Origin of the sequence: Pseudonocardia broussonetiae, assembly GCF_013155125.1 — a bacterium.
In the GTDB taxonomy this organism is placed as follows: Bacteria; Actinomycetota; Actinomycetes; order Mycobacteriales; family Pseudonocardiaceae; genus Pseudonocardia; species Pseudonocardia broussonetiae.
The window spans coordinates 108,567-125,991 of sequence record NZ_CP053564.1 but is presented as its reverse complement, the minus strand read 5'-3'; the positions used below and the strand labels follow the sequence as shown (position 1 = coordinate 125,991).

Below are 17,425 nucleotides of genomic sequence, written 5' to 3'. Positions count from 1 at the left end.
AGGATGCCGTGCTGGAGATCTCCGGGGCGACGTGGGCCCTGACGATCGCGCTGATCGTCGGGCTGCTCGCCCTCGACCTCGTCCTCGCCGCCGTCCGGCCGCACAAGGTGGGCTTCCGCGAGGCCACGGCCTGGTCGGTCTTCTACATCCTCGTCGCGGTCGGGTTCGGGATCTGGTTCCTCGCCGCCTACGGCGGTGACTTCGGCACGCAGTACTTCGCGGGCTACATCGTCGAGAAGAGCCTCTCGGTCGACAACCTGTTCGTCTTCGTGATCATCATGACGACGTTCGCGGTGCCCGAGGAGCACCAGCACAAGGTCCTGACGTTCGGGATCGTGCTGGCGCTGGTCATGCGGGCGATCTTCATCGCGCTCGGGGCGACGCTGCTGTCGCTGTTCTCGTTCATGTTCCTGCTGTTCGGGCTGCTGCTCATCTTCACGGCGGTGCAGCTGTTCCGGCACCGCGACGAGGACCCCGACATCGAGGACAACGGCGTCGTCAAGGCCGCGCGGCGGCTGCTGCCCGTCACGGAGGAGTACGTCGAGGGCAAGCTGGTCACGCGGGTCGACGGCAGGCGCATGGTCACGCCGCTGTTCATCGTGCTGATCGCGATCGGCAGCATCGACCTGCTCTTCGCGCTCGACTCGATCCCCGCCGTCTTCGGCGTGACCGAGGAGGCCTACATCGTCTTCGCGGCCAACGCGTTCGCGCTGCTCGGCCTGCGCGCGCTGTTCTTCCTGGTCAAGGGGCTGCTCGACCGGCTGGTCTACCTGTCGACCGGCCTCGCGATCATCCTCGCGTTCATCGGCGTGAAGCTGATCCTGCACTGGGCCCACGTCGACATCGATCCGGCCGTCCCCGAGATCTCGACGCCGGTCAGCCTCACCGTGATCCTCGTGGTGCTCGTCGTCGTCACCGTCGCGAGCCTGGTCAAGACGAAGGGCGACCCGAGCGCGAAGGCCCACCCGGGCTCGCTGAAGGCGTCGAGGCGCGAGCGCGAGGAGGCCTAGGAGGGCAGGCCGGCGCCGCCGAGCGGGGTGAGGTCCACCAGCTCCGGCGGCCCGGCCAGCAGCTCCAGGACGTCGCCGATGCCGACCTCGCCGAGCTCCCCGGACAGCGCCCGGTCGGAGGCCTCCTCGTCGGCCCACACCTCGGTGACCCACACGACGTCGGGCTCGTCGGCCGAGGCGTTGATCAGGTACAGCTCGCAGCCGGCCGCCCCGCGCAGGCCGTCGGCCACGCGGAGCAGGGTGGTCGCGAGCGCCTCGCCCTGCCCGGGCTGCGCCTCCATCCGGACGTACCGGCCGACGCGGCCGCTGCGTGCAGTCATGGCGCGACGGTAGCCGCGGCGTGCGGCGGCGCTGCCGCCCGCCCGCCGCTCGCCCGGACGGCCGCGATCAGGCCGTCGAGGTGAAGAGCCGGTTCCGGACGCATCCGCGCAGGTAGGGCACGCCTGCGGTGTACCCGGACCCGTGGGCGTCGCCGAGCAGGCGGGTCGCGAGCCCGACGTGGGTCGTCTTCCAGCGCTGGTGGCTCTCCTCGAGCGTGTGCAGCGCGGCGTCGAACCCGGCCCAGCCCGGCGCGTCCGGGTCCTCGTCCCGGGCGGCGAGCGCGGCGGCGGTGAGGTCGTCCTGGCCGCCCAGCACCTCGGCCAGCACCACCGGCACGTTGGTGAAGGCGTCCGAGTCCAGGCGCGCGGCGTCGGGCCGCCGGCAGGCCGCCTCGAAGCGCTTGTACTGGTCGGACTGGATCGCGCTCGCGCCCTCGGTGAACACCCGGAACGCGTGGAACGTGGACGGGTGCATCGTGGCCACGACCCGGAACAGGAGCGCCGCCCGGGCGAACACGGCGTCGGCGTGGCGCAGGTGCGCGGCGGCCGCGTCCGGGTCGCCGCCCCGCAGGGAGCCGGTGGCGCGGCGGACGTCGGCGAGGAGCGCGGTGAACGTGAGTTCGTGGCACTGCAGCACCCGCAGGAAGAAGTACTCGTCGTGCAGCGCCGTCACCGGCAGCGCGGTCGCCGGGAGCCACTCCGCGACGGGCCCGCGGGGCTCGGGCAGGACGGCGCCGGGGTTCGCCCCCCGGCAGAGGTCGACGAAGCGCCGCGCGTGGCGCAGCCTGGTGGCGAGCGTGCGCTCGTCGGGCCGGTCGGGCGCCCCGGCCCCGGCGGGCAGCCGCGCCGCGGTGAGCTCGAACCGCACGACGTCGGCCATCAGCAGGGCCGCCATGTCGTCCGCGTCCGTGCCGGTGGCCGCCATCAGCTCCTCGACCAGGGGCAGGGCCAGGTAGGTGCGGTTGCGGAAGCGGTCGTCGTGGCGGCCCAGGACGCTGTCGAGGAAGGCGGCCAGGAAGGGGTCGTCCACGCCGCGGTCCCGGACGGCGGCCAGATCGGCGAGGAACGCGGGCGCCAGCGCGGCAGTGCCCGAGCGCCGCACGGCGTCCAGCACCGCGCGGACGGGCGTCGGGCCGTCGGCTGCGGTCATCGCGGTCTCCCGGTCGGCGGGGCGTCGTCGAGGGGCAGGAGGCCCGTCGGAGCCCGCCGGATACGTCCGGGCGGCAGCCGGGTCCCGGGCGTCGACGGCCCGGGTGCAGTGGCGCGGGATGCGGTGCTCCCCGGTCCCGCCGACCGGCCGGCCGTGGCCTGCCACGGCGGACGGGACGACGCACCGGTCGGTGGGAGGGGTCATGGCGCGGAGTGTGCCGAGATCGCCCGGGCGGGGTCCCGGGAACGATCATGTGCACACCGGCGCCGGTGCGCCCCCGTCGGGGGCGCACCGGGCGGTCAGGCTGCGCCGTCGAGCAGGGTGTGGATGCTCGTGATCAGGCCGTCGCGGACGATCACGATGTCGGCACCGCGGACGACGGGCGGTGCGCCCTCGGGGCCGAAGCCCCAGGCGAGGTACCCGAGGTCCTGGACGACGCGGACGTCGCCCTCGGGGGTGAACACGAACCCCGGCGCCCCGTCGAGGATCTGCTGGGCCTTGGCGACGAGGGCGTCGCGGCCGGTCAGCGTGCCCTCGGCGTCGGCGAACTCGACGTCCTCCGCGCACAGCCGGGCGACGGCCGCCCGGCGGCGCTCGGGGTCCCGCTCGCCGAACACCTCCAGCAGGTCGGCCAGCACGATGTCGGCGATCCCGGTCATGCGTTCTCTCCTTCGGCGTCGTGGACGAGCGGGACGACCTTGGTGCCGAGGAGGTCGATGCTGCGCATGATCGCCTCGTGCGGCACCAGGCCGTTGGTCATCTGGAGCGTGACGCGGGAGACGCCGCCGAGGTCGTCGGACACCCGCCGGATCCCCGCCGCGACCGTCTCCGCGCTGCCGATGAGGAACGGGCCGCCCTCGCCGCGCTGCGCGTCGTAGCCGGCGCGCGTCACCGGGGCGAAGCCGCGCTCGGCCCCGATCTCGGTGAACATCTTCGCGTAGCCGGGGTAGAAGGCGTCGGCCGCCTGCTGGTCGGTGTCGCCGACGAAGCCGATGCAGTGGACGCCCACCTGCAGCTGCGACGCCGGGTGCCCGGCCCGCCGCCCGGCCTCGCGGTAGAGGTCGACCAGCGGCCGGAACCGGCTCGGGGCGCCGCCGATGATCGCGACCATCAGCGGCAGCCCGAGCACCCCGGCCCGCACGAACGACGACGGGGTCCCTCCGACGCCGAGCCAGATCGGCAGCCGCTCCTGGTGCGGCCGCGGGAACACGCCCTGACCGGTCAGCGGGGCGCGGTGCCGGCCGGACCAGTGCGGGTGCGCGTCGTCGCGGATGCGCAGGAGCAGGTCGAGCTTCTCCTCGAACAGGAGGTCGTAGTCGGCGAGGTCGAGGCCGAACAGCGGGAACGCCTCGGTGAACGACCCCCGCCCGACCACGAGCTCGGCCCGCCCCTGGGAGATGAGGTCGAGCGTCGCGTAGCTCTCGAACACGCGGACGGGGTCGTCCGCGCTGAGCACCGTGACCGCGCTGCGCAGCCGGATCCGCTCGGTCAGCGCCGCCGCGGCGGCGAGGATCGTGACCGGTGCGGAGTCGAGGAACTCCTCGCGGTGGTGCTCGCCGATGCCGAAGGTGTGCACGCCGGAGCGGTCGGCCTGGACGATCTGGGCCAGCACCCGCTGCATCTGCTCGGCCGCCGACCCCGCCTCCCCGGTGACGGGATCGATCGCCGCGGCGACGAAGTTGTCGATGCCGATCTCCATCGCGCCCATCAGGCCACCAGTCCCATCGCGGCCGCGAGCCGCAGGGGCCCGCCCGCCTCGTCGTGCCGGCTCTGGCGCTCCAGGGTGCGTCCGAGCAGGAGGTGCGCGTAGGCGTTCGCGGGGTCGGCGTCGAGCACCGCCCGCGTCTCGGCCTCCGCGCGGTGCAGCTGCGCGGAGTGGTAGTAGGCGCGGGCCAGCAGCAGGCGCACGGCGAGGTCGTCGGGGACCTCCACCGCCAGCTCGGCCAGCAGCGCGGCCGCCGGCTGGTACTCGGCGGCGTCGAAGAGCCCGTGGGCGTGGGCGAACCTGACGCCGGGCGGAGTCCGGGTGTCGGTCATGACGTCCCTCCCTGTCCAGTTGTAGAACGTTCAACTAGTACGGCAGGGGAGCGCCGGAGGGGCGCGGTCTATTCCACCGGCCCTGGACGGGCCGGTGAGCACGCGGCACGCTGGGAGCCTCGACGACACCGCCGCCCGCGGCGGGGGCCGAGGGGGACCGATGGGCGCAGCGGCGGACCGGATACCCGTGGTGCGGGGGCTGCCGGTCCTGGGCAGCGTCGCCGAGCTCGCCCGCGACCCGGGGGCGCTGTTCGTCCGCGCCTACCTCGAGCACGGGCCGGTCTTCCGGGTCCGGGCGCTGAACCGGACGCTCACCGTGCTGGCCGGCCCGGAGCTCGGGCGGTGGATGGGCTCGCGGGAGGGCCGGTCGTGCCTGCGGTCGCGGGAGGTGTGGCAGGGGCTCGTCGACGAGTACGGGGCGACGCGGACGCTCACCGGCCTCGACGGACCCGAGCACCGCAGGCTGCGCGAGGTCATGCGCCGCGGCTACTCCCGGGAGGCGCTGCACGGCAGGCTCGACGAGCTCGTCGCGATCACCGACCGGTGCCTCGAACGCGACTGGGTGCCGGGTACGGCGGTGCCGGTGGTCGCCGCGTTCCAGTACCTGGTGACCAGCCAGCTCGGTGCGCTGCTCACCGGGCGGGCGCCGGTCGAGTACGTCGCCGACATCCGCACGACGATCCTCTACATCCTCAACACCCTGGTCACGAAGCAGCGTCCGACCGTGCTGCTCCGGCGCCGGGAGTACCGGCGGGCGAAGGCGCGCGTCGCGGAGCTGGGGCGGACGATGATCCGCGACTTCCGGGCCCGGCCGCCGGCGGAGGCGGAGCGGCGCACGCTCGTCGACGACATCATGGACGCCCACGACCGCGATCCGTCGCTCGTCGCGGAGAACGACCTGGTGCTCGCCCTGACCGGGCCCTACGTCGCCGGTCTCGACACCGTGGCGAACACCCTCGGCTGCCTCGTCCACGCCGTGCTGGCGCACCCGGACGTCCTCCGCCGGGTCCGGGCCGAGGCCGACGCCCTGTTCGCGGGCGGCCCCGTCACCGAGGCGTCGATCGCCGACCTCTCCGCGATCAGCGGGGCCGTGCAGGAGGCGATGCGCCTCTACCCGATCGCCGTCGCGCAGCCGCGGGTCGCCGACCGCGACTTCGACTACGCGGGCCACCGGATCCGGGAGGGCGAGCCCGTGTACTGCGCGGTCACCGTGCCGCACTTCCTGCCCGAGTTCTTCCCCGACCCGCTCGCGTTCGACATCGACCGCTACGGCGACGACCGGCGCGAGCACGCGGCGCCCGGTGCCTACGCCCCGTTCGGCAAGGGGCCGCACACCTGCCTCGGCAAGGGCATCGCCGACGTGCAGATGACGCTGACCGCCGCCCGCCTGTTCCACCGCCTCGACCTCGCCCTCGACCCGCCCGGCTCCGTCCTGCGGCGCCGGGCCGCGCCGACCCCGGGCCCGACCGCCGGCTTCCGCCTGCGGGTCACGGGGGTGCGGCGTCCGCCGCTCGACCGGCGGCCGGGCGACCCGGGGTAGGCCGTCACCGCTCCCGGACGGCGTAGGTCAGGTGCGTCGCCCGCGGCGTCGGCTCCGACCGGACCACCTCCAGCGCCACGCGGGCCGCGTCCACGCCCTCGAACAGGCGCACCCCGGCGCCGAACAGCACGGGGGAGACCGCGACCGAGAACTCGTCGACCAGGCCGGCGTTCACGTGCTCCAGGATCGTCGCGCCGCCGCCCGCGATGCGGACGTCCCGGTCGCCGGCGGCCGCCCGGGCCTGCTCCAGCGCCGACCCGATGCCGTCGTTGACGAAGTGGAAGACGGTGCCGCCCGGGCGCTCCCAGGGGTCGCGCTCCTCGTGGGTCACGACGAAGACCGGCGTGTGGAACGGCGCCTCCTCCGGCCACATCCGCTCGCCGGCGTCGAACATGCGCTTGCCCATCACGCTCGCGCCGGTGCGGGCGAAGGTCTCCCGCAGGATCGCGTCGTCGCGCCCCTCCTCGCCGCCCTCGCCGAGCCCCAGGTTCTCCCGGAAGAACCGCGTCGGGAACACCCACTGCTGCAGCTCCATCCAGAGCGGCCCCATCAGGTCCTCGCTGGACTCCGGCGCGACGAAGCCGTCGAGCGACATCGACACGCTGAAGAACACCGTGCCGGCCATCAGGCGGTCCCGGTGACGTAGGCGGCCAGGTGGCCCAGGGTCTGCCCGCCGGCCTCGACCGCGTGGTACTTCTCGACCGCCTCGTCGCGCTGCTCCCTCGTGGGGAACACCGTGCGCATCTCGATCCGGGTCCCCGCGTCGTCGGGCGCGAAGGTGAGGACCGACTCGAACGCGTTCGGGTCGTCGCGCGACTCGCCGTGCAGCATCGCGATCCGCTCCGGCGGGACGATCTCGGTCCAGGCGATCCACTCCTGGTAGTCCGTCCCGTCGGGCCCGTGCATCACGAAGTCCCACGCCCCGCCGACGCGGAACTCGAACGCCCGCGTGGTGGTGGTGAAGCCCTCCGGCCCCCACCACCGCGACAGGTGCCGGACGGCGGTGAACGCCTCGAACACCCGCTCCCGCGGGGCGCTGATCACCCGGGCGATCACGATCTCGCGGTCGGTGTCCCGCTCTGCCACGTCCATCGGCCTACTCCTCCTGCTCCAGGTCCCGCACGTACGCGTCGAGCCGGTCGAAGCTCTCGTTCCAGAAGCGCTCGAACCCGCCGGCCCACTCGTGGACCGGCCGCAGCCCGCGGGCGTCGAGGCCGTAGAGGCGCTGCTTGCCCGCCCTGCGGTCCCGCACCAGCCCGACCTCGCGGAGGACGCGCAGGTGCTTCGACGCCCCCGGCTGGGTCATCCCCAGCTCCCGGGCCAGCTCGGTGACCGGCCGCTCACCGCCGCGCAGCAGCGCCAGGATCTCCCGGCGCTGCGGCTCGGCGATCGCGTTGAAGACGTCCGACGTCGTCGCTGCCCGGGCCACGGCGCCCATCGTATGCCGATATCGGTATGCGTCAAGCCGCCGGGCGGCGCCTCCGCCAGTCGGAAAATCAGTGCCGCACTGTTCCGTCATGCGGGAGAACGTCGTACCCTCGGCGGATGACGCTGCAGTCGGTCGACCACGCGCTCACCGTCCTGGAGATCCTGCGCGTCGAGGACACGGTCGGGGTCACCGAGCTCGCCGAGCGGATCGGCGTGGCGGCGTCGACGGCCCACCGGCTGCTGGCGACGCTCGCCGAGCGCGGCTACGTGGCGCAGGACCGGGACGACCGGCAGTACCGCCTGGGCGACTGCGCCCTGGGCCTGCGCCGGACGATCGCCGCCGACGAGTGCGCGGTACTGGCGCGGGAGACGCTCGTCGAGCTGGCGCGCGACGCCGGGGAGACGGTGAACCTGGCGGTGCTCGACGGGCGCGACGCCCTGTACCTCGACTCCATCCCCGGGCGGCGCCGCGGCGCGATCCCGAGCCGGGCGGGCATGCGGACCGCGGCCCACTGCTCGTCGGCCGGCAAGGCGCTCCTCGCGGCGCACCCGCAGCCCGCCGTGGACCGCCTCCTCCCCGGTGACCTGCTGACGGTCCGGACCGGCGCCACGATCGCCACGAAGACCCAGCTCGCGCACGAGCTGGGATCGGTCCGGCGCCGCGGCTACGCCCGGGACATCGAGGAGTGGGAGCCCGGCACGCTCGCCCTCGCCGTCCCCGTGCGGGTCCGCGGGGCGCAGCGGCTGGCCCTCACGGTCGCCGCCCCCCGCAGCCGGCTCCGGATGGACCGGCGGAGCCCGACCCCGACGCCCCGTGAGCGCGAGCTGGTGCTGCGCCTGCGCGCCGCCGCCACGGAGCTGCAGGCCCGGCTCACCCGCTGACGCCCGTGCGGCGCCTGCCGAACGCGAGGGGCAGGCCCTCGAGGGAGCGGCCGTCGGGCATCAGCGCCACGGTGACCATGGCCAGGACGATCACGCCCGCCCACCAGGCGGCCACCGCGGCGACCCCGCCGAGGCCGACCAGCCAGGCGCACAGGAACGGCGTGGGGGCCGCGAACACCACGTTCACGCCGGTCAGGCCCAGCGCGGAGCCGGTGTAGCGCAGGTGGGTCGGGAAGGCCTCGGCGAACAGCGCGGCCTGGGCGGCGTTGCCGAACTGCGCCCCGCAGGACGCGACGACCACCGCGAGCAGCACCGCCGTGAAGTCCCCCGTCGCCACCGCGGGGAAGAAGGTCACCGCCGAGACGAGCGTGACGCCGCTGCCGATCAGGAGCACCGTCCGGCGGCCGATGCGGTCGGCCAGCCTGCCGCCCCAGAACGCGGCGCCCGTCGCGAGGACGTTGGCCACCGTCAGCATCGTGAAGGTCGCGCCCGTGGTGAAGCCGTTCGCGGTGATGTGGCTGATGCCGAACACGGTGACCAGGTAGAACGTCAGGGTGATCGGCGCGAAGCCCAGCACCAGCCGCAGGATCGCGACGCCGTGGAGGCGGACCACCGACAGCGGTCCCGGCAGGGCGCCGTCCGCGACCTGCTCGCGGAACAGCGGGGTCTCCTCGACCCGCAGGCGGACGTAGACGCCGACGGCCACCAGCGCGACGCTGAGCAGGAAGGGGATGCGCCAGCCCCAGGAGAGGAACTCGGGCTCGCTGAGGGTGGCCGCCAGCACCGCGAGGATCGAGTTCGCGGCGACCTGGCTGATGGGCGAGCCCATCCCCAGCACCGCCCCGTAGAAGGCGCGCCGGTCGGGCGGGGCGTGCTCCATCGTCATCAGCTGGACGCCGGTGGCCTCGCCGCCGAGGGCGAAGCCCTGCAGGAAGCGCATCGCCACGAGCAGGACCGGCGCCACGACGCCGACCGCGGCGTACCCGGGGATGAGGCCGATCGCGGTCGTCGCGAGGCCCATGACCAGGAACGTCGCCAGCAGGACGTTCCGGCGGCCCAGGCGGTCGCCGAGGTAGCCGAACACGACTCCGCCGAGCGGGCGGGCGAGGACGCCGACGCCGAACGTCGCGAACGAGGCCAGCAGCGCGACGGAGGGGTCCGAGCGCTCGAAGAACACGACGGGGAACACCGTCGCCGACATCGCGCCGTAGAGGGCGAAGTCGAAGTACTCGAGGGTCGCGCCGAACGCCCCGCTCGCGAGCGCCCGGCGGGACTGCCGGGTGGGCGCCTGCGGGACCGAGGAGGTCGTGGCCGGCTCGAGCTGCATCGGATCTCCCTCTCCGCCGAGGATCAGTACCGCAGGTCGGCCTCGACCGCGGCCGCCGCCTCCCGCAGGCGGCCGAGCAGGACCGCCTCCCTCGCCGACAGCTCCTCCCCGGGCCCGACCTCGATGCGCGAGGCCGGGCCGGCGATCGTCAGCGAGCAGATCGGGCGGCCCACCGGCCGCCGGATCGGGACGGCGAGGGCGTAGACGCCGTCCTCCGACTCGCCGACGTTGCGGGCGAAGCCGAGCCGCCCGGCCGTCTCGACCTCGGCCTCGAGGGCCGCCCGGGTCCTGAGGGTCCGGTCGGTCAGCGGGGTGAGCTCCGCGGCCGGGAGCAGCAGGTCGCGCTCCCGCGACGTGAGCGCGGCCATGAGGATCTTGCCCGCCGCCGCGGCGTGCGCGGGCACGGCGGACCCGAGCCGGGTGGAGACCTTCAGGGCCCGGTCCGGCTCGACGCCCGCGATGTACTCGGAGTGCCCACCGCTGAGGACGCTGACGTGCACGGTCTCCTGCGTGGCGGCGCACAGCGCGACGAGGTGCGGGTGCGCCACCTCGGCGCAGTGCGCCGCCGACTCCGCCTCGGCCGAGGCGCTCATGGCGGGCCCGAGCCGGTAGCTCCGCGCCGGGGTCTGGTCGACGTACCGGTCGGTCTTGAGGGTGGCGAGCAGGCGGTAGGTGGAGGACTTGCCGATGCCCAGCCGGTCGGCGATCTCGGTCAGCGTGAGGTCGTCGTGCCGCCGCAGGAGCGTGAGGATCCGCAGCGCCTGGTGCACCGACTGGAGGGTCTCGGCCACGGCCCCACTCTCTCGTTGTGCGGAACGTTGGACCGTGACTATCCCACATGGCGGAGTCGCACCAGGGATTCCGCAGAGAAGAAGAACGTCGACCGGTGCGCGGAGCGGGTGCCAACCTCGTCGCCACGACCCGGGGCGCGGCCCGGGACCCACCCGAGATCGAGGACGATCCATGGACGCACCCACCGAGGTTCCCGGAGCGGGACGGCGCGGGGCCGGACCCGGCCCGTCGGTCGTCGTCGTGGGTCTGGGGCCGATCGGCGCCGGTGTCGGCGCCGCGCTGGCCGAGCGGGGTGCGCGCGTGTTCGGCGTCGAGCCGGACAGCGAGCGCGCCGCCGCGTGGGCGGCGGAGACCGGGATGCCCGTCGCCGGCCGCCTCGACGAGGGACCCGACCGCGACGACGTGGACGTCGTGATCGTCGCCGTCCGGCTCGCGGCCCAGGTGTGGTCCGTCCTCGACGCCCTCCCGGTCGGCGACGGGCCGGTGCTCGTGCTGACCACCCTGGCCCTGGCCGACGCCCGCGCACTGGCGGGCTCGCCGCACCGGATCGTCGAGGCACCCGTCTCGGGCGGTCCGCGCGGTGCCCGCGACGGGGCGCTGACGGTGTTCCTGCACGCCCGCACCCCGCTCACGCCCGCTGCGGAGCGGGTCGTCGAGGACATCGCGGGCACGGTCTTCCGGTTCGACGCCCCCGGGCTGCCCGCCGTCGCCAAGCTCACGAACAACACGCTGGCCGGCTACATCGCCCTCGCGGTCGCGGGGATGGCCGACGTGGCGGCCGCGGCCGGGCTCGACCACGCCGGCTTCCTGGCGGTCGTGGCGGCCTCGTCGGGCCGGAGCTGGATGGGCGACCACTTCGCCGGGTTCCGGCAGGACCTGCTGTTCAAGGACGTCGAGCTGCTGCAGCAGGACGTCCCCGAGCTGCCGGTGATCCACATGGCCGGCGTCGCCGGCCGCGCGGCCGAGATCGAGAGCGCCCGCCGCCGGATGGCGGGCCCCGCCGTCGAGGCCGCGCCCGCCGCGACCTAGTCCCGTTCCCGATCCACCCCCACCACCCCACGCTCTGGAGCAACGATGCATCCGAAGGCCCGCAGGTCCGCGCGTCCCCGACGGGGGCACGCCGTCGCACTCGCCCTCGTCCTCGCCCTGCTGACCGCGTGCGGGTCGGAGGGGGGCGGCGGCGCGTCGAGCGGCGTCGACCCCGCCGCCGCCGGCGACCCCCGGTGGCAGGAGACGGTTCGGGCGGCCGAGGAGGAGGGGACGGTCGTCTTCTACACCAGCGCCGTCCAGGGCACGATCGACCGGCTGGAGGAGGCGTTCGAGGAGCGGTACCCGGCGATCGACCTGCAGGCCAGCCGGGTGCCGGGCGTCGAGCTGGGGACCGCCCTGGAGAACGAGCGCAACGCCGGCGGGAGCGGCGCGGACATCGCGCTGCACGACATGGTGCCCTTCCACTTCCGGAACCTGGCGAGCTTCACCCCGCCGACCGGGCCGAACACCCAGCGCCCCGAGTACCAGGACGAGGACGTCACGCTCCAGGGCGTCTCCCAGATGCACCACGTCGTGCCGTACGGCCTCGCCTACAACACGACCCTGGTCCCGAACCCGCCGACCGACTTCACCGCGCTGCTCGACCCCGCGCTCGCGGGCCGGATCGGGCTCCTGGACGGCGCCATCCCCGCGGCGTCCGACCTGTACGGGTTCCTCGAGCAGCACTACGGCGGCGAGGACTTCCTGAGGAGGCTCGCCGACCAGCGGCCGCAGTTCTTCCCGACGATGGCCCCCACCCTGCAGGCGCTGACCTCCGGCGAGATCGCGATGACCGACTACTCGAGCGTCATCGCGGTGCAGGACCTGGTCGACCAGGGTGCGCCGGTGGCCTTCGTCCCGACGAAGCCGCAGTGGGCGATCCAGTTCTACACCTACGTCGTCGGCTGGGCGGAGCACCCGAACGCGGCGCAGGTCCTCTACGACTTCATGGCGAGCCCGGAGGGGCAGGCCGTGATCAACGAGAACGCCATCAGCGTGCTGCCGGACGTCCCGGGCACCGTGGGCCGGATCGACGACGTGCAGACGATGAACGTGGAGAACGTCGTCGACACCGACCACGTCGACACCTACAACGCCCGCTGGCGACAGATCTTCGGCCGATGAGCACGACGTACCGCACGACGACGTACCGCGAGACGCCCGGCTGGCCGTCGCTTCCCGACGGCCTGACCTTCGCCGGCGACGCGGCCTCCGTGGCGGTCGGCGCGGACGGGCGGGTCCACGTCTTCAACCGCGGCCCGCAGCGCATGGTGGTGCTCGAACCGGACGGCACCGTCGCGGGGGGCTGGGGGACCGCGCGCGACTACCCCCGCCCCCACGGGGTCACCGTCTGCGCCGACGGCGACCTCCTCCTGGTCGACGCGGGGTCGCACGTCGTCGACAAGGTCCGCCCCGACGGCGAGCGCGTCCTGCGGCTCGGCACGCACGGCCGTCCGTCGCCCGCGTACTCCGGCGAGCCCTTCCACCAGCCCACCGACGCCGCCGAGCACCCGGTGAGCCGGGACGTCTTCGTCGCCGACGGGTACGGGAACTCCCGGATCCACCGGTACGACGCGACCGGCGCGCACATCGCCTCCTGGGGCGCACCGGGGTCCGGGCCGGAGCAGCTGTCGAACCCGCACGGGATCTGCCTGCTCGACGACGACCACCTCGCCGTCTGCGACCGGGAGAACTACCGGATCCAGGTCTTCGACCTCGACGGCGGGCTGGTCGACAGCTGGCACTGGCACCACCCCTGCGCGATCCGCCGCAGCGGGGACCTGCTGTTCGTCGCCGAGCTGGGCCCACCCCGGTACATGCACGGCTCCATCCCGGACATGGGGTGCTGCGTCACCGTCGCGACCCTCGACGGCACGGTCGTCGACCGCCTCGGCGGCCGCCACCCCGGTGTGGACGAGGGCCGGTTCCTGAGCCCGCACGGGATCGCCGTGGGCCCCGACGGGACGGTCTACGTCGCCGAGGTGAACGCCCTGTACCTCGGCCTGCTCGGGCAGCCGGTGCCGCCCGCGGAGGAACTGCCGTGCCTGCGGCGCTGGAGCCCCCGATGAGGATCGCCGCGGCCCTGCCGATGACGGAGATCGGCGCCGACACGGCGGCGGTGAAGCGCTGGGCGCTCGCCGTCGAGCGGCAGGGGTACGACGCCGTCGTCGTCTACGACCACGTCGTGGGGGCCGAGCGCCGGGACCGCACGCCGCCCATCACCCGGGACTACGACGAGGCGACCCCCTTCCGCGAGCCGCTGGTGCTGCTGGGCTACCTCGCGGCGGCGACCGAGCGGGTCGAGCTGGTCACGGGCGTGCTCGTGCTGCCCCAGCGGCAGACCGTGCTGGTCGCCAAGCAGGCCGCCGAGGTCGCGCTGCTCAGCGGCGGCCGGCTGACGCTGGGCGTGGGCATCGGCTGGAACGTCGTGGAGTACGACGCGCTCGGCGTCGACTTCGGCGGCCGCGGGCGGCGCCTCGACGAGCAGGTCCGCCTCCTGCGCGCGCTGTGGACCGACGGGCTCGTGAGCCTCGAGGGGAGCTTCCACCGGATCGAGCGGGTCGCCCTGTGCCCGCGCCCCGCGCAGCCGATCCCCCTCGTGTTCGGCGGCGGGTCCGAGGTCGCGGTCCGGCGGGCCGTGCGGTCCGGGGACGGGTTCCTGTTCGCGACCCCGTCGGCCGAGTCGCTCGACCTGCACGCGACGCTCGTCGAGCACCTGGTCGCGGCCGGCCGGGACCCGGAGCGGTTCCGCGTGCTGGTCCAGGTGCACGCCCTGCGCGGCGAGGAGGACCTGAAACGCGGTCTCGACGGCTGGCGGGGCAGGGGCGTCGACGACGTGGTCGTGTCGACGATGCGCAACCGGATGCTCGGTGCGGTCGACGGTGGCTGCCGCGGCACCGACGAGCACCTCGACCTCCTCGGCCGCACCCGCGAGATCGTCCTGGAGGTGCTGGGTGGGTAGCGCGCTGCCCGGGCTCCGGGCCCCTCGTCCGACCTCCACCACCACCCCGAGGAGTGCTGCACCGTGACCTCCCCGCCGTCGTTGATCGTGGCCACCGAACCGGAGCGCGACGCGCGCCCGTCCGCGCCCGCCGTGCGGCGCGTCGCCCGCTCGTCGGGCACCGCCCTCACGGCGGTGCTGGCCGCCGTGCTCGTCTACCTCGTCCTGTTCCCGATCGTCCGACTCGTCGTCCTGGCACTGGGGGACGGCGGGGAGAACCTCGCCCGCGCGGTCGGGACGCCCGGTCTCGGCCGGACGCTGCTCACGACGCTGGTCCTGGCCCTCGTCAGCGTCGTGGCGGCGGCCGTCCTCGGGACGCTGCTCGCGTGGCTGGCGATGCGGCTGCCGGTCCGGCACCGCTGGGCCGCCGTCCTGCCGGTGCTCCCGATCGTCCTGCCGCCGATCGCGGGCATCAGCGCCTTCGGGTTCCTCCTGGCCCCCCGCTCGGGGCTGGTCAACGACCTGCTGCGCAGCCTGCCGGTGTTCTCCGGGTACACCGCCGCCACCGGCGGTCCGATCGACGTCTACGGCTTCGGCTGGATCGTCGCGATCACCGGGCTGTACCTGACGTCGTTCATGTTCGTGTTCATCCGGGCCGGCCTGGCCCGGGTCGGCCCGCAGGTGGTCGAGGCGGCCCGGTCGAGCGGCGCCACGCCGTCGCGGGCGTTCCTCACGGTGGTGCTCCCGCTGCTGCGGCCCTCCCTGACCTACGGCGGCGCGATCTGCCTGCTGCTGGGCTTCAGCCAGTTCACCGCGCCCCTGATCCTCGGCGCCAACAACAACGTCCGGGTGCTGACGACCGAGGTCTACTACTTCGTCAACCTGAACGAGTACGGGATCGCCTCCGCGCTGTCGATGCCGCTGCTGGTCCTGGGGACCGCGCTGGTCCTGGGCCAGCGCGGGCTGCTCGCCAACAGCAAGCGCTTCGCCACCGACTCGGGGAAGGGCGTGCAGGGCGGCGGCCGCGCCTCGCGGTGGGCGCTGCCCGGACTGGTGGTCTACGGGCTGCTGGCGGTGGTCGTCCCGGTCCTGACGCTCCTGGTGGTCTCGTTGTCGCCCTTCTGGACCGGGCACGTGGACGTCGGCACCTTCACGCTGCGGAACTTCACGGAGACGCTGGGCTCGCCGGCCGCGCGCACCGCCGTCCGGACGAGCCTGCTGACGTCGGTGGCCGGGGTGCTGCTGGCGCTGCCGATCGGGTACCTGGCCGCGGAGGTGATCTACCGCCGGCGCGGTGGCCGCGTGCTCTCGGCGCTGGTCGACTTCGTGGTCGGTCTGCCCCTGGGCATCCCCGCCGTCGTGTTCGGGCTCGGGTTCCTCTACTCCTACTCCCAGCCCGGGTTCCGGCTCTACGGGACGCCGTGGATCATCGTCCTGCTCTACGTCACGCTGATGCTGCCGTACTCGGTGCGCCTGCAGCTCACCGCCCGGCTGTCGCTCGGCGACTCCTACGAGGCGGCGGCCCGGTCGTCCGGCGCGGGGGTGCTCCGCACGCACCTGCGGATCGTCGTGCCGATGATGCGCAGCTCGATCGCCGGTGCGGCCGCGCTGATGTTCGTCCTGCTCAGCCACGAGTTCACCGCGTCGGTGTTCGTCCGGTCCGTCCGGACCCAGGTGATGGGGACGCAGCTCTACGACTTCTGGTCCACCGGGACCGCGTCGAAGGTCGCGGTCATGGGGATCGTCATGTGCGTGATCACCGCGGTGGGCGTCGCCCTCGCGGCCCGGGCGGGCTCCGGAACCCTTGAGAAGCTCTGAGAACGAGGAGAACCCGATGCTGGCGGTCGAAGGTCTGGAGAAGTCGTTCTCGGCGAAGGGCGACGTGGTCCGTGCGGTCGACGACGTCACGTTCGACGTCGCCGACGGGGAGCTGCTGGTGCTGCTCGGTCCGAGCGGGTGCGGCAAGACGACGGTCCTGCGGTGCATCGCGGGGCACGAGACGGCGCAGGGCGGCAGCATCCGCCTCGCCGGTGAGCCGGTCTTCGACGCCGCCCGCGGGGTGGACCTCCCGCCGGAGCGCCGCCGGATCGGGATGGTCTTCCAGAACTACGCCCTGTGGCCGCACCTCACGGTGCAGCGGAACATCGAGTTCCCGCTGCGGGCGCAGAAGATGAAGGCCGAGCTGGCCGCCGGCGACGCCGTGCAGCAGGCCGCGGGCCTGGTGGACTGCGTGCCCTACCTGCAGCGGTTCCCCAGCGAGCTGTCCGGCGGGCAGCAGCAGCGGGTCGCGCTGGCCCGCGGGCTGGTGGCGGGGCCGCGGTTCATGCTGTTCGACGAGCCGCTGAGCAACCTCGACGCGCTGCTGCGCGCGCAGGTCCGCCACGACCTGCACGAGCTGCACCGGACCGTGGGCTTCAGCGGCATCTACGTCACGCACGACCAGAGCGAGGCGTTCGCGCTCGGCGACCGGCTCGCCATCATGCGCGCCGGCCGCGTCGAGCAGATCGGGACGCCGCAGGAGATCTACGGGCGGCCGCTCACCGAGTACGCCGCGAACTTCGTGGGGCTCAGCAACCGGCTCGAGCTCGAACCCGGCGGTGCGGGGGCGTGGACGCTGCGGGGCGGGCCCGGCCGGGAGGTCCCGGTCGACGCGGGCGGGGCCTGCGACGCGCTGACCCTGCGGTTCCGGCCCCACGACGTGGACCTGCTGCCGGGCACGACGACCGACTACGACGGCCTGGTGCTGGAGGGGCGGGTCGCGGACTCGGTCTACGAGGGGCGGCACTACGACGTGAGCGTGACGGCCGGGTCCGCCACGCTCAACGTGCACGTCGCGGCGGCGGAGGGGGCCCGGCTCGGTCCGGGCGACCCGGTCCGGATCGGGCTGCGGTGGCACGACGGATCGTGGTTCGGCGACGGGCGCAGGGTGGAGGTGGCGGCCCGTGCGGCGACCGCCTCGGCCTGACCCC

The 17,425-nt window shown here is 74.2% G+C and carries 19 protein-coding genes; 9 read left to right on the top strand and 10 right to left on the bottom strand.

The window, feature by feature from the left end; genetic code table 11:
* Positions 1-8: 8 nt before the first annotated feature.
* The gene (locus HOP40_RS00630) at positions 9-1,010 is read left to right on the top strand and encodes a TerC/Alx family metal homeostasis membrane protein (protein ID WP_172167622.1); all 1,002 of its coding nucleotides are present in this window, start codon (positions 9-11) and stop codon (positions 1,008-1,010) included.
* Here the strand turns inward: HOP40_RS00630 and HOP40_RS00625 are convergent.
* From HOP40_RS00625 to HOP40_RS00605, 5 genes are all read right to left on the bottom strand, one after another.
* The gene (locus tag HOP40_RS00625; protein WP_172153897.1) at positions 1,007-1,330 is read right to left on the bottom strand and encodes a putative quinol monooxygenase; all 324 of its coding nucleotides are present in this window, start codon (positions 1,328-1,330) and stop codon (positions 1,007-1,009) included. The two genes, HOP40_RS00630 and HOP40_RS00625, sit on opposite strands and share 4 nt — an antisense overlap.
* 67 nt (positions 1,331-1,397) lie before the next feature.
* On the bottom strand, positions 1,398-2,684 hold the full coding sequence (locus tag HOP40_RS00620) for a tryptophan 2,3-dioxygenase (RefSeq protein ID WP_172153896.1): 1,287 nt from the start codon (positions 2,682-2,684) through the stop codon (positions 1,398-1,400).
* A gap of 95 nt (positions 2,685-2,779) precedes the next feature.
* Entirely contained in the window at positions 2,780-3,139 is a 360-nt protein-coding gene (locus tag HOP40_RS00615; protein WP_172153895.1) for a nuclear transport factor 2 family protein, read from the bottom strand.
* On the bottom strand, positions 3,136-4,188 hold the full coding sequence (locus HOP40_RS00610; RefSeq protein WP_240157442.1) for an Atu2307/SP_0267 family LLM class monooxygenase: 1,053 nt from the start codon (positions 4,186-4,188) through the stop codon (positions 3,136-3,138). Before HOP40_RS00610 ends, HOP40_RS00615 begins: the two co-directional genes overlap by 4 nt.
* Complete coding sequence (locus HOP40_RS00605) at positions 4,188-4,517, bottom strand: tetratricopeptide repeat protein (RefSeq protein WP_172153894.1); 330 nt, start codon at positions 4,515-4,517, stop codon at positions 4,188-4,190. Before HOP40_RS00605 ends, HOP40_RS00610 begins: the two co-directional genes overlap by 1 nt.
* 160 nt (positions 4,518-4,677) lie before the next feature.
* On the opposite strand from HOP40_RS00605, the gene HOP40_RS00600 reads away from it, so the two are divergent.
* Positions 4,678-6,057 (top strand): cytochrome P450, encoded by a 1,380-nt coding sequence (locus HOP40_RS00600; RefSeq protein WP_172153893.1) that lies wholly within the window; start codon positions 4,678-4,680, stop codon positions 6,055-6,057.
* 4 nt (positions 6,058-6,061) lie between these two features.
* Here the strand turns inward: HOP40_RS00600 and HOP40_RS00595 are convergent, their stop codons facing one another.
* Genes HOP40_RS00595 through HOP40_RS00585 form a run of 3 tightly spaced genes read right to left on the bottom strand, consistent with a single transcriptional unit; the run spans position 6,062 to position 7,486 of the window.
* Positions 6,062-6,682, bottom strand: coding sequence for a dihydrofolate reductase family protein (locus HOP40_RS00595; protein WP_172153892.1), 621 nt, complete (start codon positions 6,680-6,682; stop codon positions 6,062-6,064).
* Complete coding sequence (locus HOP40_RS00590; RefSeq protein WP_172153891.1) at positions 6,682-7,149, bottom strand: SRPBCC family protein; 468 nt, start codon at positions 7,147-7,149, stop codon at positions 6,682-6,684. The genes HOP40_RS00595 and HOP40_RS00590 overlap by 1 nt, the downstream gene beginning before the upstream one ends.
* 4 nt (positions 7,150-7,153) lie before the next feature.
* Positions 7,154-7,486 carry an ArsR/SmtB family transcription factor gene (locus tag HOP40_RS00585; protein ID WP_172153890.1) on the bottom strand — a complete coding sequence of 111 codons (333 nt, stop codon included), beginning with the start codon at positions 7,484-7,486 and terminating at the stop codon, positions 7,154-7,156.
* 116 nt (positions 7,487-7,602) lie between these two features.
* Here HOP40_RS00585 and HOP40_RS00580 point away from each other — a divergent pair, with 116 nt between their 5' ends.
* Positions 7,603-8,367 (top strand): IclR family transcriptional regulator, encoded by a 765-nt coding sequence (locus tag HOP40_RS00580; protein ID WP_172153889.1) that lies wholly within the window; start codon positions 7,603-7,605, stop codon positions 8,365-8,367.
* On the opposite strand, the gene HOP40_RS00575 is transcribed toward HOP40_RS00580, so the two are convergent.
* Positions 8,357-9,694, bottom strand: coding sequence for an MFS transporter (locus tag HOP40_RS00575; RefSeq protein WP_172153888.1), 1,338 nt, complete (start codon positions 9,692-9,694; stop codon positions 8,357-8,359). The two genes, HOP40_RS00580 and HOP40_RS00575, sit on opposite strands and share 11 nt — an antisense overlap.
* Before the next feature lie 23 nt (positions 9,695-9,717).
* Positions 9,718-10,485 (bottom strand): IclR family transcriptional regulator, encoded by a 768-nt coding sequence (locus tag HOP40_RS00570; RefSeq protein ID WP_172153887.1) that lies wholly within the window; start codon positions 10,483-10,485, stop codon positions 9,718-9,720.
* A 172-nt stretch (positions 10,486-10,657) separates the two neighbouring features.
* Between HOP40_RS00570 and HOP40_RS00565 the strand changes: the two genes are divergently transcribed.
* The 6 genes from HOP40_RS00565 (at position 10,658) to HOP40_RS00540 (ending at position 17,421) form a co-directional block, all read left to right on the top strand.
* Positions 10,658-11,515, top strand: a complete 858-nt coding sequence (locus HOP40_RS00565) for an NAD(P)-binding domain-containing protein (protein ID WP_172153886.1) — start codon at positions 10,658-10,660, stop codon at positions 11,513-11,515.
* Positions 11,516-11,560: 45 nt separating this feature from the next.
* The gene (locus tag HOP40_RS00560; protein ID WP_172153885.1) at positions 11,561-12,640 is read left to right on the top strand and encodes an extracellular solute-binding protein; all 1,080 of its coding nucleotides are present in this window, start codon (positions 11,561-11,563) and stop codon (positions 12,638-12,640) included.
* Positions 12,637-13,584: an NHL repeat-containing protein gene (locus HOP40_RS00555; RefSeq protein WP_172153884.1), complete on the top strand. Its 948-nt coding sequence runs from the start codon at positions 12,637-12,639 to the stop codon at positions 13,582-13,584. Before HOP40_RS00560 ends, HOP40_RS00555 begins: the two co-directional genes overlap by 4 nt.
* Positions 13,581-14,477, top strand: coding sequence for an LLM class F420-dependent oxidoreductase (locus tag HOP40_RS00550; RefSeq protein WP_172153883.1), 897 nt, complete (start codon positions 13,581-13,583; stop codon positions 14,475-14,477). The genes HOP40_RS00555 and HOP40_RS00550 overlap by 4 nt, the downstream gene beginning before the upstream one ends.
* A 63-nt stretch (positions 14,478-14,540) precedes the next feature.
* Positions 14,541-16,274 carry an ABC transporter permease gene (locus tag HOP40_RS00545; RefSeq protein WP_172153882.1) on the top strand — a complete coding sequence of 578 codons (1,734 nt, stop codon included), beginning with the start codon at positions 14,541-14,543 and terminating at the stop codon, positions 16,272-16,274.
* 16 nt (positions 16,275-16,290) lie between these two features.
* Complete coding sequence (locus tag HOP40_RS00540) at positions 16,291-17,421, top strand: ABC transporter ATP-binding protein (RefSeq protein WP_172153881.1); 1,131 nt, start codon at positions 16,291-16,293, stop codon at positions 17,419-17,421.
* Positions 17,422-17,425 lie beyond the last annotated feature (4 nt).